Source organism: Acinetobacter tandoii, assembly GCF_008867985.1.
GTDB classification, from domain to species: domain Bacteria; phylum Pseudomonadota; class Gammaproteobacteria; order Pseudomonadales; family Moraxellaceae; genus Acinetobacter; species Acinetobacter tandoii.
This window is the reverse complement of the sequence record NZ_VXLD01000012.1, coordinates 32195-49797: the sequence shown is the minus strand read 5'-3', so window position 1 is coordinate 49797 and position 17603 is coordinate 32195. Positions and strand designations below refer to the sequence as shown.

At 39.8% G+C, this 17603-nt stretch carries 17 protein-coding genes; 9 read left to right on the top strand and 8 right to left on the bottom strand.

The window, feature by feature from the left end; genetic code table 11:
* Positions 1-75: 75 nt before the first annotated feature.
* Positions 76-693 carry a thiol:disulfide interchange protein DsbA/DsbL gene (locus F4W09_RS14200; RefSeq protein ID WP_016165694.1) on the top strand — a complete coding sequence of 206 codons (618 nt, stop codon included), beginning with the start codon at positions 76-78 and terminating at the stop codon, positions 691-693.
* Positions 694-773: 80 nt separating this feature from the next.
* Here the strand turns inward: F4W09_RS14200 and F4W09_RS14195 are convergent, their stop codons facing one another.
* Positions 774-1400 carry a TetR family transcriptional regulator gene (locus F4W09_RS14195; RefSeq protein WP_044739762.1) on the bottom strand — a complete coding sequence of 209 codons (627 nt, stop codon included), beginning with the start codon at positions 1398-1400 and terminating at the stop codon, positions 774-776.
* A gap of 193 nt (positions 1401-1593) precedes the next feature.
* Here F4W09_RS14195 and rph point away from each other — a divergent pair, with 193 nt between their 5' ends.
* Together rph and F4W09_RS17155 are read left to right on the top strand one after the other, a co-directional pair.
* Complete coding sequence (gene rph / locus F4W09_RS14190; RefSeq protein WP_016165692.1) at positions 1594-2310, top strand: ribonuclease PH; 717 nt, start codon at positions 1594-1596, stop codon at positions 2308-2310.
* Positions 2311-2467: 157 nt separating this feature from the next.
* A complete protein-coding gene (locus F4W09_RS17155) occupies positions 2468-2629 on the top strand; it encodes an ABZJ_00068 family colistin stress protein (RefSeq protein WP_171284955.1) in 162 nt (53 codons plus the stop codon).
* A gap of 4 nt (positions 2630-2633) precedes the next feature.
* On the opposite strand, the gene F4W09_RS14185 is transcribed toward F4W09_RS17155, so the two are convergent.
* Both F4W09_RS14185 and nadC read right to left on the bottom strand, forming a co-directional pair.
* Positions 2634-4472, bottom strand: a complete 1839-nt coding sequence (locus F4W09_RS14185; RefSeq protein WP_151505134.1) for an LTA synthase family protein — start codon at positions 4470-4472, stop codon at positions 2634-2636.
* 128 nt (positions 4473-4600) lie between these two features.
* Positions 4601-5446 carry a carboxylating nicotinate-nucleotide diphosphorylase gene (nadC, locus tag F4W09_RS14180; RefSeq protein WP_044739760.1) on the bottom strand — a complete coding sequence of 282 codons (846 nt, stop codon included), beginning with the start codon at positions 5444-5446 and terminating at the stop codon, positions 4601-4603.
* Between the two features lie 148 nt (positions 5447-5594).
* Here nadC and ampD point away from each other — a divergent pair, with 148 nt between their 5' ends.
* Both ampD and murJ read left to right on the top strand, forming a co-directional pair.
* Positions 5595-6170, top strand: a complete 576-nt coding sequence (ampD, locus tag F4W09_RS14175) for a 1,6-anhydro-N-acetylmuramyl-L-alanine amidase AmpD (RefSeq protein WP_044739759.1) — start codon at positions 5595-5597, stop codon at positions 6168-6170.
* Positions 6171-6254: 84 nt separating this feature from the next.
* Positions 6255-7805 (top strand): murein biosynthesis integral membrane protein MurJ, encoded by a 1551-nt coding sequence (gene murJ, locus F4W09_RS14170; RefSeq protein WP_171492440.1) that lies wholly within the window; start codon positions 6255-6257, stop codon positions 7803-7805.
* A gap of 90 nt (positions 7806-7895) precedes the next feature.
* On the opposite strand, the gene F4W09_RS14165 is transcribed toward murJ, so the two are convergent.
* From F4W09_RS14165 to F4W09_RS14145, 5 genes are all read right to left on the bottom strand, one after another.
* Positions 7896-8585: a BamJ family beta-barrel-assembly machinery protein gene (locus F4W09_RS14165; protein ID WP_151505132.1), complete on the bottom strand. Its 690-nt coding sequence runs from the start codon at positions 8583-8585 to the stop codon at positions 7896-7898.
* Positions 8586-8802: 217 nt separating this feature from the next.
* Positions 8803-9507: a BamJ family beta-barrel-assembly machinery protein gene (locus tag F4W09_RS14160; protein WP_104441276.1), complete on the bottom strand. Its 705-nt coding sequence runs from the start codon at positions 9505-9507 to the stop codon at positions 8803-8805.
* Positions 9508-9730: 223 nt separating this feature from the next.
* Positions 9731-11914 carry a polysaccharide biosynthesis tyrosine autokinase gene (locus F4W09_RS14155; protein ID WP_151505131.1) on the bottom strand — a complete coding sequence of 728 codons (2184 nt, stop codon included), beginning with the start codon at positions 11912-11914 and terminating at the stop codon, positions 9731-9733.
* Between the two features lie 18 nt (positions 11915-11932).
* Positions 11933-12361 (bottom strand): low molecular weight protein-tyrosine-phosphatase, encoded by a 429-nt coding sequence (locus F4W09_RS14150; RefSeq protein WP_016165683.1) that lies wholly within the window; start codon positions 12359-12361, stop codon positions 11933-11935.
* Positions 12361-13467 carry a polysaccharide biosynthesis/export family protein gene (locus F4W09_RS14145; RefSeq protein WP_151505130.1) on the bottom strand — a complete coding sequence of 369 codons (1107 nt, stop codon included), beginning with the start codon at positions 13465-13467 and terminating at the stop codon, positions 12361-12363. Before F4W09_RS14145 ends, F4W09_RS14150 begins: the two co-directional genes overlap by 1 nt.
* Positions 13468-13666: 199 nt before the next feature.
* Here F4W09_RS14145 and tviB point away from each other — a divergent pair, with 199 nt between their 5' ends.
* From tviB to F4W09_RS14125, 4 genes are read left to right on the top strand one after another with little or no spacing between them, the layout of a single operon-like run.
* On the top strand, positions 13667-14962 hold the full coding sequence (gene tviB, locus F4W09_RS14140) for a Vi polysaccharide biosynthesis UDP-N-acetylglucosamine C-6 dehydrogenase TviB (protein ID WP_151505159.1): 1296 nt from the start codon (positions 13667-13669) through the stop codon (positions 14960-14962).
* A gap of 32 nt (positions 14963-14994) precedes the next feature.
* Positions 14995-15945 (top strand): Gfo/Idh/MocA family protein, encoded by a 951-nt coding sequence (locus F4W09_RS14135; RefSeq protein ID WP_151505129.1) that lies wholly within the window; start codon positions 14995-14997, stop codon positions 15943-15945.
* Positions 15942-16520: a UDP-2-acetamido-3-amino-2,3-dideoxy-D-glucuronate N-acetyltransferase gene (gene wbpD, locus F4W09_RS14130; RefSeq protein ID WP_151505128.1), complete on the top strand. Its 579-nt coding sequence runs from the start codon at positions 15942-15944 to the stop codon at positions 16518-16520. Before F4W09_RS14135 ends, wbpD begins: the two co-directional genes overlap by 4 nt.
* A 1-nt stretch (position 16521) precedes the next feature.
* Positions 16522-17601 (top strand): DegT/DnrJ/EryC1/StrS family aminotransferase, encoded by a 1080-nt coding sequence (locus tag F4W09_RS14125; RefSeq protein WP_151505127.1) that lies wholly within the window; start codon positions 16522-16524, stop codon positions 17599-17601.
* The last annotated feature ends 2 nt before the right edge of the window (positions 17602-17603 follow it).

The window sequence follows — 17603 nt, the reverse complement described above, 5'->3', positions numbered from 1 at the left end:
GAAAACGAAATCGACTAAATTGTTTTATAGTTTTCGCATAAGCTCATCATAATGATTTAGAGGACAACAAACGCAATGAAAAAATTCCTTTTGGGTAGCCTTGCAACGGCCGTATTTGCATTTTCTGGTAGTGTTATGGCAGCGAATTTTGTTGCAGGTAAGGACTACACCGTAGTCGCCAACCCAGGCAAAGTTGAAGTGCCAGGAAAAATCGAAGTGCGTGAATTCTTTTGGTATGGTTGCCCACATTGCTTTAAGTTAGAACCGCATATGCAGACTTGGCTAAAAAATATTCCAAAAGATGTGCGTTTTGTGCGTACTCCAGCTGCAATGAACCCAGTGTGGGAACAAGGTGCACGTGGTTACTATGTTTCTGAAGCCTTAGGTGTGCGTCAGAAGACCCATTTACCTTTGTTTCATGCGATCCATGTGAATGGTCAGCAAATTTTTGATCAGCAATCTCAGGCGAAATTCTTTACCAAATATGGTGTACCTGAAGCTAAATTTAACAGCATGTTTAACTCATTCATGATTACCTCTAAAGTCGCACAAGCCAATCAACTGGCAAAACAGTATCAGTTAACAGGTGTACCTGCGGTCGTGGTGAATGGTAAATATGTGGTACAAGGTGAAGATGCCAAAGTGACCCAAGTCGTGAGCTACTTGGTTGAGAAAGAGCGTAAAGCCAAATAATTTGTGAAGTGTTAAAAAAACCTGCAACGATGCAGGTTTTTTTATGAGAGATTTTCGAGGTTAAGGATAGGCAAAAGCTTTTATTTCTTATGAATGATTCCTCGAAAGAGCAGTTCAATTTGTTCAATGGTTTGAGCTTTAAAATGCTGGCGTTGTTGTAGCTGCTGCGGATTGTCTGTTGCGACCATAAAATTAATCCAAGACATGGCCCAATTGAAAGATGAATTAATCAGTAAGTTGGACAATACCTGAAGGTCATTCAAGGCATAAGTTGGTTCGACTTCACTCAACTCATCAGTTAAATCTTCAATGAGATATTCAATTTCTCGGGCAATGGCATAACGTAATAAAGCATTGCCTCCCCAACGTTCTGCACTAATAAAAATCCACCATTCGGGATGCTGTTGTACCGCGGTAAAGAATTGATCCAAACGGGGCTCGATATTCCTAGGTTGTTGCAGTAAGGAGGCTAATTTGAGTTCATGCAAGACTCGTTTATGTTGTAGAGCGATCTGGTCAATTAATTCTAAACCAAGCTGATTTTTATCTAAGAAATGGCGGTAGAACGCGGTTGGCACTAAACCGACATGGCGAGTAATTTCGCGTAGGCTCATACTGCTAAAAGACATTCCTGATGAACTTAAACTTAAGACGGCATCTAATAGTGCTTGGCGGCTTTGTTGTTTACGTTCATCTCGTATCGACATAAGGACTCTCGAATGGCTTTGCTGGAGTTTAACAAATTTTTTGACCAGAAAAACAGCAGTAATTCGGTGCTAAAAGCGGTGTCATGTTATTGCCTTGAGTTTTTTCATGACAGGGTTGTGGATATACCATTTGATGAGATTGCATCTGCTATACTTGTGCGCAACGAATTTCTGGCAATATTAAAGGCGAATTATGCGTATCGACCAACGTACTCTAGATCAATTACGTGATGTAAAAATTACCCGCAATTACACACGTTATGCTGAAGGTTCTGTGCTGGTTGAATTTGGCCATACCAAAGTGCTATGTACCGCCAGTATTGATAATTCTGTACCGCGCTTTTTGAAAGGCAAAGGACAAGGTTGGGTAACCGCAGAATACGGAATGTTGCCACGTTCAACGCATACCCGTAGTGACCGTGAAGCGGCGCGTGGTAAACAATCTGGACGTACTCAAGAAATCCAGCGTTTGATTGGCCGTAGTTTACGTGCCATGGTAGACTTGAAAAAGCTGGGTGAAAACACTATTACTATCGACTGTGATGTGATTCAAGCTGATGGCGGCACACGCACTGCTGCTATTACAGGTGCAGCAGTTGCATTAGTGGATGCCATGAATGTTTTGCTTGAACAAAAGAAAATTAAACATGATCCATTAAAAGGTTTGGTCGCAGCTATTTCTGTCGGTATATTCAAGGATGAGGTCTTATTGGACTTATGTTATGAAGAAGATTCAAATTGTCAGACCGACTTGAATGTTGTCATGACGCAAGCAGGCGAGTTTATTGAAATTCAAGGTACTGCGGAAGATAAACCATTTACCCGTGCTCAAACCAATGCGATGTTAGAAATGGCTGAACAAGGTATTCAAGCCTTGATCCAGAAGCAGCAAGAAGCTTTGGGCTGGTAATACGTTTGATCATTCGAAAATAAAAAAAGCACCCAGATGGGTGCTTTTTTATTACAAAACCTAATCAAATCAAGCTCAATCCATAACATGCGCTTAATTTTATACCCATGATCGCGATGTAAACTCCATGCCATTCATTTTATTGGAGCATGGATTTATGGCTCAATTTTTTATCCTATTTTGTGCAGTGGTGACCTTTGCACTCATGGCGTGTGATCCGCGTCCGACTGAATTAAAACAAACAGCTTCTGCTTGGGATCAAACGGTTCATCCCTCACAACAAGATCAGCAAACGTCAAAAGATTCAACAGCATCATAAAAACTTACGATGCCTTTTGAGTCAGTAGTTGATAACTATGATTCTTTCCATTCAACACATCCATATTTAAATCTTTGTATTGGTTTAACAACTGTGGATGCGGATATTTACATTCAGGTTTTAGCTCTACCCCAGTTTGATGAATGGCACTATAACAGGCGTTTACAGCTTGGATAAATTGGTAATAAGGGGGCAGAGGCAATTGAGCTGCTGTCAGCACCTTAGGAGCAAGAAAATGTGCTGCAATATTTTTTTGCTGGAAAAGACTGCGATCAATTGGGTAGTTACTCCAGACAGCGAGAGGTGTGCTGAAAAACTTCACATCTTTCTTTTCTGTTTTTTCTTGCGCGGAAGCGAAGAAGTGGAAGTCATCATAGACCTGACCTAAATTCGGCAAATGATCGCCAAAGAAAATCACAATGGTTGGGCGTTCCTGTTGTTTTAAATCTTGCAGCAACTTTTCAACATGTTGATCCGCACGTTGTAAGCCAGTCAGATAGGTATTCAGTTGACGTTTGGAATTTTCACTCAATTCTGGCTGATTAATGTTGAAATGATCCTTACCATAGCGATCATCATTGTAGTTAAAGTGATTTTCGACGGTAATGGCATAGATAAACTGCGGTTGTTCAGTGTGTTTCAGTTGGTTACGAATCGATTGATAGAGCAAATCATCGTTTGCCCAACCTGCCTGATTGATATATTTGGCACGATCTTGTGCACTGGTCATATTTTCCAGCGAAGTAAAGCGATTGAAACCTAAGTTTTGATAAACTGTGTTGCGATTGTAAAAAAACTTACCACTATTGTGCATGGCCGTGGTGTCATAACCCAAACTATTCAAATAAGTAGCTAAAGAATAAGTAGGACGTTTCAGTTTGGACACATACATCAATTCATTATGATTTAAGTAGATATTCAAACTGGTCAGGACTTCAAATTCCACATTGGCAGTACCGCCACCAAAACTTGGTGAAAGTAAACTCGAAGTTTGATAGCGATCGAGTGTTGGGGTGATATTTTGGGGAATGTTTTGACTTAATTGGCGTGCATCCCAATGTGCCTCGCTCATGATCATTACAATATTGGGCTGTTGCTCAGGCTTAAGCACAGGCATGGTTGTGCTATAAGGTGTATATAGGGCTTTGATGGTCGGTGCTGGAATATTTTCGGTGTTAAACAACCGAGTATTTAGGCTATCCATCGACTTTGAAAAAAAGAAGGGAATAAAACCAATTTTTTGAATGGTGAGATGATCACCAATCCAATCGCCTTTGGTATTAGGAAAGGCTTGTCGGTATTCACATAGCCAGCCGAGTTGGTTTTGTTGACATAACTGGCTAAAGTTATTGCTGAAATTTGCGCTAATTAAAACGCCCAAACTACAAAGGGATAATAATGCGTTCGACAAAAACAACCGCTTTTTCTCAAATTGTTCTTTACGGTAGAGAAAGACCATGAGGGCGATACATACAGCAACCCCTGAGAGTACTGAAAATTTAAGTAACCCAGGTGCAACAACAAAGGTTTCTTTAATCAATAAGAAATCGCTAGGCACCAAACTGGCCGATAAGTATTTTTCTTTTTGTGTATTGATAAAAATCAGCAATAAAAAAATAAACTGACTAAAAAAAATGGTAATAAAGGTTTTTCTGAACAACAAGTAAATAAAGGAAATCAGGGCATAATTAATCAGCACCGATATGACGATTTTTGCGCCATTCAGCTGAAAATATTGCTCAGGATTATTCAGGATACGAGGAAGGGCAGGATAAAGGCAGAAAAAAGCCACAGACACGAGGGCCATCAGCAAAAATAGAATTTGCTGTTTCCAGATATTCATAACACATGTTGAGGGAGGAGAAAGGCAGTTCGGAATTATAGAACTTTCAAGATTATTTTCAATGCACTTTATATAGATTCAAAATTGGTGATCAGCCTGAACAGTGATCACCAAAATCGGATTAATCATTAGCCATTAAAACGCATTGATAAATCAATTGCTTTGACATCTTTGGTCAGTACACCCATTGAAATATAGTCAACGCCAGTCGTGGCAACTTGGCGTAAATTATCAATGGTGATGTTACCCGAGGCTTCTAATTTGCAACGACCTGCGACATGTTGGACGGCATCAATCATTTGCTGTTGACTAAAATTATCCAGCATCACAATGTCTGCCTTGGCTTCAAGCGCTTGATTGAGTTCATCCCAAGTTTCAACTTCAACTTCAACAGGTTTGCCTGGTGCAATCTGATGGGCTTTGGCAATTGCTTCGGCAATACCACCTGCTGCCATAATATGATTTTCTTTAATTAAGAATGCATCAAATAAGCCTAAGCGATGATTTTGCCCACCGCCTACTGCAACGGCATATTTCTGCGCAATACGTAACCCTGGTAGGGTTTTGCGAGTATCGAGCAATTTGGTGTTTAAACCATCAAGCTGTTTGACATATTCAGCAGTTTTGGTCGCGACAGCCGATAAGGTTTGAACAAAGTTCAGCGCAGGACGCTCAACCGTAAGTAAGCTGCGTGCAGAGCCTGCGAGTTTTAAAAACGCTTCATTGGCTGCAACTTGTTCGCCGTCTTGTTTTAACCAAGTCACCTGAACTGAAGCATCAAATGCCTGAATTAATGCATTTACCCATGGTTGACCAGCGAGAATCATGTCTTCACGACTAATGATGGTCGCAGTCGCTTGCTCATCTTCAGGGGTTAATAAGGCCGTAATATCCCCATCACCAATGTCTTCTTGGAGTGCTTGTTGAATATTGATTTGAATTGATTGTTCAAGCAGCGTTGGAGAAATACTCATAGTCTTTCCGTGTCTTTTTAACCCATGAAAATTGCGCGTTATCTTAACATTGTTCTTTATAGTTTATGCCGTAGATTTGAGATTTTATGATGAAAGTTTTAGCATGGTGGAGTTATAAATAAAGCTTCAATATAGTTAGGAATGGATTATGCAGCAGCTCTCCTCTTTTCAGGTTGTCGATGGTCAACTCATCGGTGCGAAGCAAATTCCATCGCCGAATTTTAATCAGCGACCAGCAGAGGCAAAAATTGAATTGGTGGTGATTCACAACATTAGCTTGCCACCGTCGCAGTTTGGGGGAGGCTATATCCAGCAATTTTTCCAGAACCAGTTGGATGCAACACTACACCCTTATTTTGAAACCATTCAAGAGCTGAAGGTTTCAGCGCATCTGCTGATTCTGCGTACAGGCGAGGTGCTGCAATTTGTGAATTTAGCACAACGGGCTTGGCATGCTGGACGTTCATCCTATTTGGGGCAACAGGAATGTAACGATTATTCTATCGGAATTGAACTTGAAGGCAGTGATGACTGTGCTTTTGAAAGTCTGCAATATCAGGTTTTGGCGCAAGTCGTGGTGAGTCTGCAACAGGCTTATCCAGCGATAAAACAGCATGTGGCTGGTCACTCTGATATTGCACCAGGGCGTAAAACGGACCCAGGTCCTTACTTTGATTGGGTGAAGTTCAGAAGCTTGGTACATCAGATTAAGAATGCAAAATAAAAAGACATTTCCGTTGAGTTTAATCATTTAACAACGATTTTTTTTCACAAGTTTCATTACAATAGCGACTAATTTTTTTATTGGGTGGATACGATGGCGCTTTGGCGGTCGACCTTTATTGTCAGTGCAATGACCATGTTGTCTCGCGTACTCGGATTGGTCCGCGATATCGTCTTGCTCAATGTCTTTGGTGCAGGGAAGGATTTCGATACATTTGTGGTTGCGTTCCGTATCCCCAATTTCTTTCGGCGCTTATTTGCAGAAGGGGCATTTTCACAAGCCTTTATTCCTGTACTAACTGAATATAAAACCAGTAAGGCACATGCAGAAGTCCAGATTCTGATTAGCCGTGTGTTTGGCGGCTTGCTGACGATCATGACCTTGCTGACGTTTATTGCGATGGTGGCTGCACCAGCAATTTTGTATATCTATGCACCTGGTTTCCATGCCGATCCAGAGAAGTTTGATCTTGCGGTGAGCATGTTCCGCCTCACTATTCCATATTTAATGTTCATGTCTCTGACCGCCTTTGCCAGTAGCATTTTGAACAGTTATGGTTCATTCGCTTCGCCAGCATTTTCCCCAGTCCTGCTGAATGTGGCAATGATTGCGGGAGCATGGTGGCTTACACCGTATATGGCTGAACCGATTATGGCCTTGGGATGGTCAGTTGTCGTGGCGGGGGTGTTACAGCTTGCGATTCAGATTCCAGAACTTTGGCGCAAAAATTTATTAATTCCACCGAAGGTTGATTTTAAGCACGAAGGTGTCGACCGCATCATGAAGTTGATGCTGCCAGCGTTGTTTGGTGTTTCAGTCACTCAGATTAATTTATTGCTGAATACCATTTGGGCATCCTTTATGCAGGATGGTTCGGTGTCGTGGCTGTATAGTGCGGAACGCATGACAGAATTACCGTTGGGGCTGATTGGTGTGGCGATTGGGACGGTTATTTTACCGTCGTTGTCGGCACGACATGCGGAGCAAGATCAACATAAATTCCGTGGAATGATGGATTGGGCTGCCAAGGTTATTGTGTTGGTTGGGCTTCCTGCCAGTATTGCTTTGTTTATGCTTTCGACACCAATTATTCAAGCCTTGTTCCAGCGGGGTGAGTTCACTGTAGAAGATACACAAATGACAGCGCTGGCTTTACAGTGTATGAGTGCAGGTGTTATTGCTTTTATGCTGATTAAGGTTTTTGCACCCGGTTTTTATGCTCAGCAAGATACCAAAACACCAGTACGCGTGGGTTTAATGGCGGTAGCAGCAAATGCCATTTTAAACGTGGTATTTATTGGTTTCTTTAAATTGATTGATTGGCATGCTGAACACATGGCATTGGCAATGGCTTCATCTGGTTCAGCTTTAGTCAATGCGGGGATGTTGTACTTCTACTTGCATAAACGCCATATTTTCCGTTTTGGCCCGCATTGGAAAAAGCTTTTTCTACAATATGCCGTGGCCAACATTGTCATGATTGCTGCCTTGGCATATGGTTTAACTTGGTATGATGGCACTATGTCACAATGGGTGCGTGTTGCAGAAGTGATTGGCCTATGTGTAGTGGGCGTTATAGCTTACCTGATCGGATTAATTGTAATGGGTTTCCGTCCGCGCGATTTACGTCCATAAAGATCATTTTTGATCGAGACTGAAATCAAAGCATTCGCTGTTTTTCAAGGTTATCTATAGTAAAAAGGGACTGATATCAGTCCCTTTTTTTCAAGGCAGTACTTGTAATAATTCGACATCAAAAATTAAGGTACTATTTGGCTCGATAATATCGCCTGAACCGATCTGACCATAAGCGAGATGAGCAGGAATAAAGAAGCGATATTTTGCCCCTTCCTTCATTAATTGTAAGCCTTCGGTCCAGCCTTGAATAACTTGATTGACTTGGAATTCGGCAGGATGTTGACGTGCAATCGAGCTATCGAAAACAGTACCATCAATCAGGCGACCTTCATAATCGACTTTAACTTTTGAGCTGACTTTAGGTGTTTTTCCAGTACCGGCTTGAATGACTTGATATTGTAATCCTGACGCAGTGGTTTGTATGCCTGATTTTTTGGCATTTTCTGCAAGAAAGGCTGAGCCGATTCTATTATTTTCTTCAGCTTTCTTTCTTAATTCAATCAACTGTTGGGCTTCTGCCTGTTTTTTATATTGGGTTAAGACACGTGCCATTTCTTCATCAGTCAATGAAGCTTCTTTGCCTTGAGCGGCTTCTCTGAGCCCTTGAATGAAGGCTTCAAGATTTAAATCTTTCAACGATTCGGCATTGGTGCGACCCATTAAATAGCCAAAGCTATACCCAATCTGTTCTGCGCTTGAACTGCTGGTGGTAATAGGTTTCGCGAAAGTTGCTGCACTGAATAACAGTGTTGATGCCAAAAGCATGTGTATTTTCATTCAATCGTCCTAAAGTCTTTTTCGTGTCGGAATATTCAAAACTCTAAGGAATATTGACGACAGTACTTTTTATTTTTTCTGCGTTAAATTTGAATGGGGTGAGGATTAAAAATCATATGGAGTAGATCGAATCTATTCGATTTAATGCCCGCGTTTTATGCAAAATTTAATCTCTAAAGTCAAAGAAGGAGAGCTCAGCTCTCCTTAATTTCTTACTTTACTTTACTTTAATTAATTCAACATCAAAAATTAGTGTGCTATTGGCTGGAATCGTGCCTGGCACACCTTGTTCGCCGTAGCCCAATTTAGCAGGAATAAATAAAGTGGCTTTACCACCTTCCTTCATCAATTGTAAGCCTTCAGTCCAACCTGGAATCACTTGATTAAGTGGGAACTCAATTGGCTCTCCACGTTGAATGGAGCTATCAAATACTTTGCCATCAACCAATTTACCGGTGTAGTGAACTGTCACGACAGAGTCAGCCGATGGCTGCTTGCCTGTACCTTCTTGAGTAATAATATATTGCAATCCAGAAGCGGTCGTTTTTACCCCTGGCTTTTTGGCATTCTCTGTCAGGAAGCTGTCACTTGCGCTCTGTGCATTTTTGGCTTGATCTGCTTGTTTCTTTTGCATTTCTTGTTGGAATTGCTGATAAGCTTGCTGCAATTCTTGTTCCGTGTATGCAGGTTGTGTACGAGCATGACCTTCACGTACGCCTGTTACAAAGCTGTTGATATCAAGTTCAGGAGGTGTTTGATGTGCGACTTCATAACCTAAAGCATAACTAATTTTTTCAACAGCAGAAGCATTTTTAGAGGCTTTTGATGTGATGGCTTCAGGGTGTTTGGTTGCATAATAAACTGGAACAAGTGCAGCACCGCCTAAAATTACAGCAACAGCGATGGGTAAGGCTTTACTCATAGGGTTTTCCAAAATTCATTGTAGTAATCAAAAATTTGCCGCTATTTTAGCAAACTTTTTAATGCTTAGATGGTATTTCAACCGATTCTATATTCGGATATTACTATATGCCTGTATAGGTCAAGAAGCTATAACAGGCTGATTACCTAAAACATTTTTTATACAAATAAAAAAAGGACCAACATGATGCTGATCCTTTTAAATAAAAAATGATTGTTAAGTATTAATCATCTTTCGCATTTTTATAGGCATAGGCATAGTTATAGCCATAACTTGTGCCAGCTGTACGTTGAATATCATTCAAGATAATACCTGTCACTTTAACGCTTGCCTGTTCAAAGCGGTTAACAACCAATTCAAGCTCTTTAATTTGTGTCTTACCATAACGCGCAATAACAAGATTAACACCGGCATATTGAGAAATGATAATACCATCGGTAACCGCCAAAATAGGTGGCGTATCGATAATGATATGGTCAAATTGAGTAGACAAGTTTTCCAATAAACTTTTAAAGCGTTCAGTGCTGAGCAACTCAGATGGATTTGCGGGACTCTTGCCTCGAGTAATCACCGATAAATTTTCAACTTCTGTTATTTTGAGAATTTTCTCTAACGGATGTTGACCATTGAGATATTCAGCGAGCCCTGCTTGGTTATCTTGATGGAAGTACTTATGTAAATAACCACGGCGTAAGTCTGCATCAATTAATAGTACACGTTTATTGCTTTGCGCCAAAATAACCGCGAGGTTGGTTGAGACAAATGATTTACCAAGTTCTGGTGCAGGACCTGAAATCATAATAATGTTATTACGCGCATTATTGAGGGCGAAATGAATTGCAGTACGCATACTACGTAAGCTTTCAATCGCAATATCATCACTATTTTTGACAGCAAGAATCGGGATACTTTTCTTCTTCTTGATAATATTAATACGACTTTCTTGCACAGGTGAGCGTGGCACAGTCGCATAGACAGGCAGATCAAGTTCAGTCTCAATTTGACCAGAATCTTTAATTCCTGTGCGCAGCATATTTCGTATTAATGCTACTAATACACCAATAAACCCGCCGACAAAAATCGATAGCAAGAGTACTAACAATTTTTTAGGTTTAATTGGCTCAATTGGCAAGACTGCGGTATCAACAATACGCACATTACCAATTTCACCAGCTTTGGCAATACGTAACTGTTGATAAGAGTTTAACAATGTAGTGTAGAGTTGCTGTTTAACTTCAACTTCACGATATAACTGTAAATAACGACGTTGTAGGTCGGGTAATTGTTTCAGCGTTGCATTCAGCTCTTTAATTTTACTGTTAATTGCAGCCAGTTGAGCACCGATTTGTTGCATTGCTGGGTGTTCAGCAGTGTATTTTTCTGAAAGTTCAGCCTGCTTCTGTTCCAGTTCAATTTTTTGAGTTTCAAGGCTAATGCTTTGAGTGAGATAAAGTTCAGATTCCTTCGTGACATCAACGGTGTTGTACTGTTCACGGAACTTGTTAAACTCACGTTCAGCAATATCAAGTTGCTGTTTTAACTCTGGTAGTTGTTCATCGAGGAACTTTAAAGTTTGTGCTGTTTCAGCAGAACGACGTTCGATGTTTTGTTTGCTATAAGCAACCAAAATAGAATTCAGAACTTTGGTAATGTGCTCTTTATCAGCTCCCTGATAATTAAGCCCAAGTACGCCCGTAAGTTTTCCTTTTTCTGCCACAGAATAATTCTGCAGAACCGTATCCACAGCGGCTGGTAAAGACATTTTCTGAACATTGTAACTTGAACTCAATGGATCACGACTAAAAATGCCAATATTCCAAGTTCCAATAGATGAACGACTTTGGTTGATCTGATTCAATGTCCCTTTAAAAACGACTTCATCTGTTTTTTGATCTGTAAGGGTAAATTGCTTATTCTCAAAACTCAAAAGTAGTGGTTTGTCGAGATATTCAGCAGGGACATCAAATTTTCGAACCTGAAATGACTGTTCGTTATTGTAAAAAGTGACAGCCTGTGGCTGATATTCAGTTTGAAAGGTATCTTGATTCAACAAACGATGGAAAACAGTGTCATCGGTTGATGATATACTAAAATCTAAATGCAGTTGTTGAATGACTTGTCCTAAAACCAAACGCGATCTTAGAATTTCTATTTCAGCTTGAGCAGGGGACTTCTGATCGACCATTGACGATAAATCACCCAGTAATGCTGCAGTGCCTGCCCCTTTGCTATCTTCAACTTGTATCAGTGCATCAACCGCATAGATGTCTTGAGTTGTTCTTAAATAAAGTAATGCACACACCAAACTTAAGATGGTACATAATGCAATCAGTTTCCATTGAGCAATTAACGAAAAGAACAGCTCTTTTAAATCAATTGTGTCTTCTGTATTGGTATTTTGGCTCATAATTTTGCTATCAATGGGTTAAATATGTTTCTTCCAGTCACTTATACAGTTTTGTATAAGCTGACAGGTATCATCAAAAACGGCTTGCTCATGCTGGTAAGGGTCAGGAACATTTTTACCTTGCCAATGGCCAAGTCGAAAGGTTTTTCCTTTGGAAAATGGCCATGTCTGCTCAATATGTTTTTGCTGATTTTGACTCATGACTAAAATTAAGTCGGATTTTTTTATTAATTCTGCATTTAGTTTTTTGGCGACATGTGCCTGCATATCAATACCATGTCTTTGCATACATAAGATGGCTTTATCATCGGCATTATGACCAATTAAACCAGAGATTCCAGCCGATTCAACATGAAGTTGAGGGAATTCCTGTTTTAAAAAATATTCAGCCATCGGACTACGACAAATATTTCCAATACAGACCACGAGAATATTTTGAATGTGCATTAGTTCCCCAAGCGATCAATATTATATAAAGCATTAGAGAAAGGTAGAATTTGGGTCACAATACGTTGCCAACGCGCTAAGCCAGTGGAGTCAACATAAACAATATCATTGCGGCGCATTTTAAACTGATTAGCTAAACCAAAATCCCCTAAACTTAACAAATTCATATGATAAAGTTCGGTTTGCTGCGTTTGCGGATCACTACGCAACACATAAATACGACTTGCACTGGCAGTATTGGGGTTTAAACCAAGACTTTCACCTAAGACATCACTTAAGCTCATACCCTGATCACGCATTAATAAGGATTGGTTCTTGCCAGACTCACCCATTACGTAAATTTTTTGATTTTCTTTTGAATTTACATAAAGCGTATCATTGGGTTGAATTAAAAGATTATGCAGCGAATAACCTGCTTTTTCTAAATCAATGCTATTTAACTGATAAGTACGCCCCTGACGCACTAATGTGATGGAGGTATTATCCCCATACTGGGTGTTTACCCCGCCAGCTAAACCAAGTGCAGTATAAACACTTACAGGTTGGTCACTCAGGAAGAATTGTCCACCTTTCATCACGTTGCCTTGGACAGAGTAACGCTGTCCTTGATAAGACAGGACACGGGCAATTACGTCAGGGGTTTTTAAATAGCGTGAAAGTTGACTACGTAGTTCCTGATTGACTTGGTTAAGTGATTTCCCCGCTGCTTTGTAGCGTCCAATAATTGGGAATTGAATATAGCCTGCTTGATCAATTTGGAAGCCATTGGCTTGAATGGATTGATCATTACTGACGGCTGTATTAATAGGCGGAGTAATTTCAGGATAAGCCCATAAATAGATAGATAAAATATCGCCAGGGCTAAGTTTATAGTTCAATTGCGAGTGACGAAATAAGCTAGAAATATCTTGTATATCAGTATTTTGATTTTGCTGTAAATGGCGTAGGGTGTTTTGATTTAATTGGATAACATTCACAGAGCTTCCAAGCTCAGTTTGATAGATTCCTTGTTCAGGCAAATCATATGTTTGTAGGCCAGGCGCTAAAGCACAACCGACAGTGCTGAGTGTAAACCCCAAAAGGCCAATATATTGTAAAAATTTCACTCGGAACCCTATTATAAAAATATTTCAATCTTTGGATGAGATGAAGTGTATCTAATTTAAAATGCCTTAACTATAACAAATTGTATAACTTGTTTGTAAACATTTACGTTATCGGCATTGGTATTTCTGGTATATTAGGGCGGTCTCGAAAGGGCATATCATATGTATATATTAACAAGCACGACAAGGCAGACAGATGTTGCAGCTTTCTGATTTAAAAATAGCAATTATTGGTTTAGGTTACGTGGGTTTGCCGTTGGCGGTAGAGTTTGGGAAAAAATATCCAGTTATAGGCTTTGATATTAATCAACATCGTATTGATGAGTTGAGAAGTGGACAAGACCATACTTTAGAAGTTTCTACTGAGGAGCTTCAAAATTCGGAACAGCTAGACTTTAGTGCCGATTTGGATGATCTTAAAAAAAGTAACTTTTTTATCGTAACTGTTCCAACTCCAGTAGATCAGGTTAACCGTCCAGATTTGACTCCATTAAAAAAAGCAAGCGAGACAGTGGGATATGCCTTAAAAAAGGGAGATATTGTTGTTTATGAATCGACGGTTTTTCCTGGTGCTACAGAAGAAGTTTGCATACCAATTTTAGAAAAAGTTTCTGGTTTGAAATTTAATCAGGATTTCTTTGCAGGTTATAGTCCAGAACGAATTAATCCTGGTGATAAAGTTAATACTTTAACAAAAATTAAAAAAATAACGAGTGGTAGTAACGCAGAAGTAGCCAATATCGTAGATGCGGTGTATGCAAGTATTATTACCGCTGGTACGCATAAGGCATCAAGCATTAAGGTTGCAGAAGCTGCAAAAGTCATTGAAAACACACAACGCGATTTAAATATTGCACTTGTTAATGAACTTTCGGTAATTTTTGACCGCATCGGCATCGACACTTTAGATGTTTTAGAAGCCGCAGGTAGCAAATGGAACTTTTTACCTTTCCGTCCAGGTTTAGTCGGTGGACACTGTATTGGTGTAGACCCTTATTACTTGACTCATAAAGCAGAAGAAGTTGGCTACCATCCACAAGTCATTCTTGCAGGTCGTCGTATTAATGACAATATGGCACGTTATGTTGCTCGTAATACGATTAAGCTAATGCTTCAAAATGGCATTGATGTGCCTCGTGCAAAAGTTGGTGTCCTCGGAGTAACTTTTAAAGAAAATTGTCCTGATATCCGGAATAGCAAAGTAGCGGATCTTATTAAAGAGTTAGAGCTCTGGGGAGCACAGGTAGTAGTGGCAGACCCATGGGCAGATGCAGATGAAGTTAGACATGAATATGGTATTGAGCTTGGACAAGTGGATGCCCAAAATCCTGTAGATAGTGTCATTGTTGCCGTAGGTCATAACGAGTTTCGTTCACTTTCTGCTAATGAATTACGCAGTTATGTAAAGTGTGAAAAGCCTGTGTTAGCTGATGTCAAGAGTCTTTTTGATCGTACAGAAATGTTAGATGCAGGCTTTACTGTATTCCGCCTCTAATTTTAGCTTATTATTAAATTGAAGTTTAAAACATGAAAAAATTTGCACTTATTGGTGCTGCTGGTTATATCGCACCACGTCATTTAAAAGCTATTAAAGAAACTGGTAATACCTTAGCCGTGGCTATGGATGTAAATGACTCTGTGGGTATCATGGATAGTCATTTTCCAGAAGCAGAATTTTTTACTGAGTTTGAGGAATTTGAGGCTTATGTAGAAGATCAAAAATTAAAAGGTGAAAAGCTAGATTACGTAGCGATCTGCTCACCAAACTATCTACACGCCCCACATATGAAATATGCTTTGAAAAATGGCATCGAAGTTATTTGTGAAAAACCATTGGTGCTAAATTCAGAAGACTTAAATATGTTGTCTGAATATGAAAAACAGTATGGTGCCAAGGTAAACTCAATTTTACAATTACGTTTACATCCTTCAATCATTGCATTGCGTGATAAAGTTCAAGCTGCACCAGTCGACAAAGTATTTGATGTTGATCTTACCTATCTGACGTCTCGCGGTAAGTGGTATTTAAAATCATGGAAAGGATTGGATCAAAAGTCAGGTGGCGTAGCAACTAATATTGGTGTGCATTTCTACGACATGCTGCATTTTATTTTTGGCAAAATTGTTAAAAATGAAGTGCATTTTCGTGATGAAAAAACTGCCTCTGGTTATTTAGAATATGAACGTGCACGCGTACGTTGGTTCTTGTCAATTGATGCAAATAACCTTCCAGAAAATGCTGTGCAAGGTGAAAAGCTAACTTATCGTAGTATTACCATTGAAAATGAAGAGCTTGAGTTTTCAGGCGGCTTTACCGATTTACATACACAGAGTTACCAACGTGTATTAGAAGGTAAAGGTTATGGTGTTGAAGAAAATCGTGCAGCGATCGAAACAGTTGAAGTAATTCGTGTTTCTCCTGTTGTTGAAAACCCATTAAATCCGCATCCACTATTGGCAAAGGTGAAAAAAGCATGAGCTTTTATCAACATGAAACTGCCATAGTCGATGATGGCGCACAAATTGGTGATGATTCGCGTGTTTGGCATTTTGTTCATGTCTGCGGCGGAGCCAAAATTGGTAAAGGTGTATCCTTAGGTCAAAATGTATTTGTTGGTAACCGTGTCGTGATTGGTGACCATTGTAAAGTCCAAAATAATGTATCGGTTTACGATAATGTATTTTTGGAAGAGGGTGTGTTTTGTGGGCCAAGCATGGTCTTTACAAATGTGTATAACCCACGTTCCCTTATTGAGCGTAAAGATCAATATCGTGACACTGTAGTTAAAAAAGGTGCCACGCTAGGCGCAAATTGTACCATCGTTTGTGGTGTCACGATTGGTGCTTATGCTTTTGTTGGGGCTGGTGCTGTAGTAAATAAAGATGTTCCTGCTTATGCCCTAATGGTGGGTGTACCTGCTAAACAAATTGGCTGGATGAGTGAGTTTGGTGAACAGCTTGATTTGCCTTTGCAGGGACAAGCTCAAGTAACCTGTTCTCATACTGGAGCAGTTTATCAACTCGATGGAACGACACTGACAAAGCAGGGTTAATATGATTGACTTTATTGATTTAAAAGCACAGCAAAATCGAATTAAAGATAAAATTGATGCGGGCATTCAAAACGTATTGGCACATGGTCAATATATTTTAGGCCCAGAAGTAACTGAGTTAGAAGAAAAACTTGCTGCCTATGTGGGTGCTAAACATTGTATTACTTGCGCCAATGGAACAGATGCCTTGCAAATTGCACAAATGGCATTTGGTATTGGGCTGGGTGATGAAGTGATTACTCCAGGCTTCACTTATATTGCTACTGCTGAAACAGTCGCACTCTTAGGTGCAAAACCTATATATGTTGATGTAAATCCGAAGACTTATAATTTAGATGTTGAAAAATTAGAAGCTGCAATTACACCTCGGACCAAGGCTATTATTCCTGTAAGTTTATATGGACAATGTGCAGACTTTGATGCAATCAATACAATTGCGGAAAAATATGGTATCCCTGTGATTGAAGATGCTGCGCAAAGTTTCGGTGCGACTTATAAAGGTCGTAGAAGCTGTAACCTAAGTACAGTTGCTTGTACTAGTTTCTTTCCAAGTAAACCATTAGGTTGCTATGGAGATGGCGGTGCTATTTTTACCAATGATGATGAGCTTGCTAAAGTAATCCGTCAGATTGCGCGACATGGTCAAGATAAGCGATACCACCATATTCGTGTTGGTGTGAATAGCCGTTTAGATACAATTCAGGCTGCAATTTTATTACCAAAATTGGAAATTTTGGATGATGAGATGCAAGCGCGTCAAAGAGTGGCAGAGCTTTATAATCAGTTATTTAATGATGTAGGTATTAATACTACACCATATATTGAACCATATAATACCAGTGCATGGGCACAGTATACGATTCAAGTAGAAAATCGCTCAGAAGTTCAAGAAGAATTAAAAGCTCAGGGTATTCCGACAGCCGTACATTACCCAATTCCACTTAATAAGCAACCTGCTGTGGCTGATAAAGATGTTGTTTTGTCTATAGGTGATGCTATTGCTAAAAGAGTCATGAGTTTACCAATGCATCCTTATTTGACTGTTGAAGCTCAAGAGAAAATTATTCGGGCTTTAGGTTGATC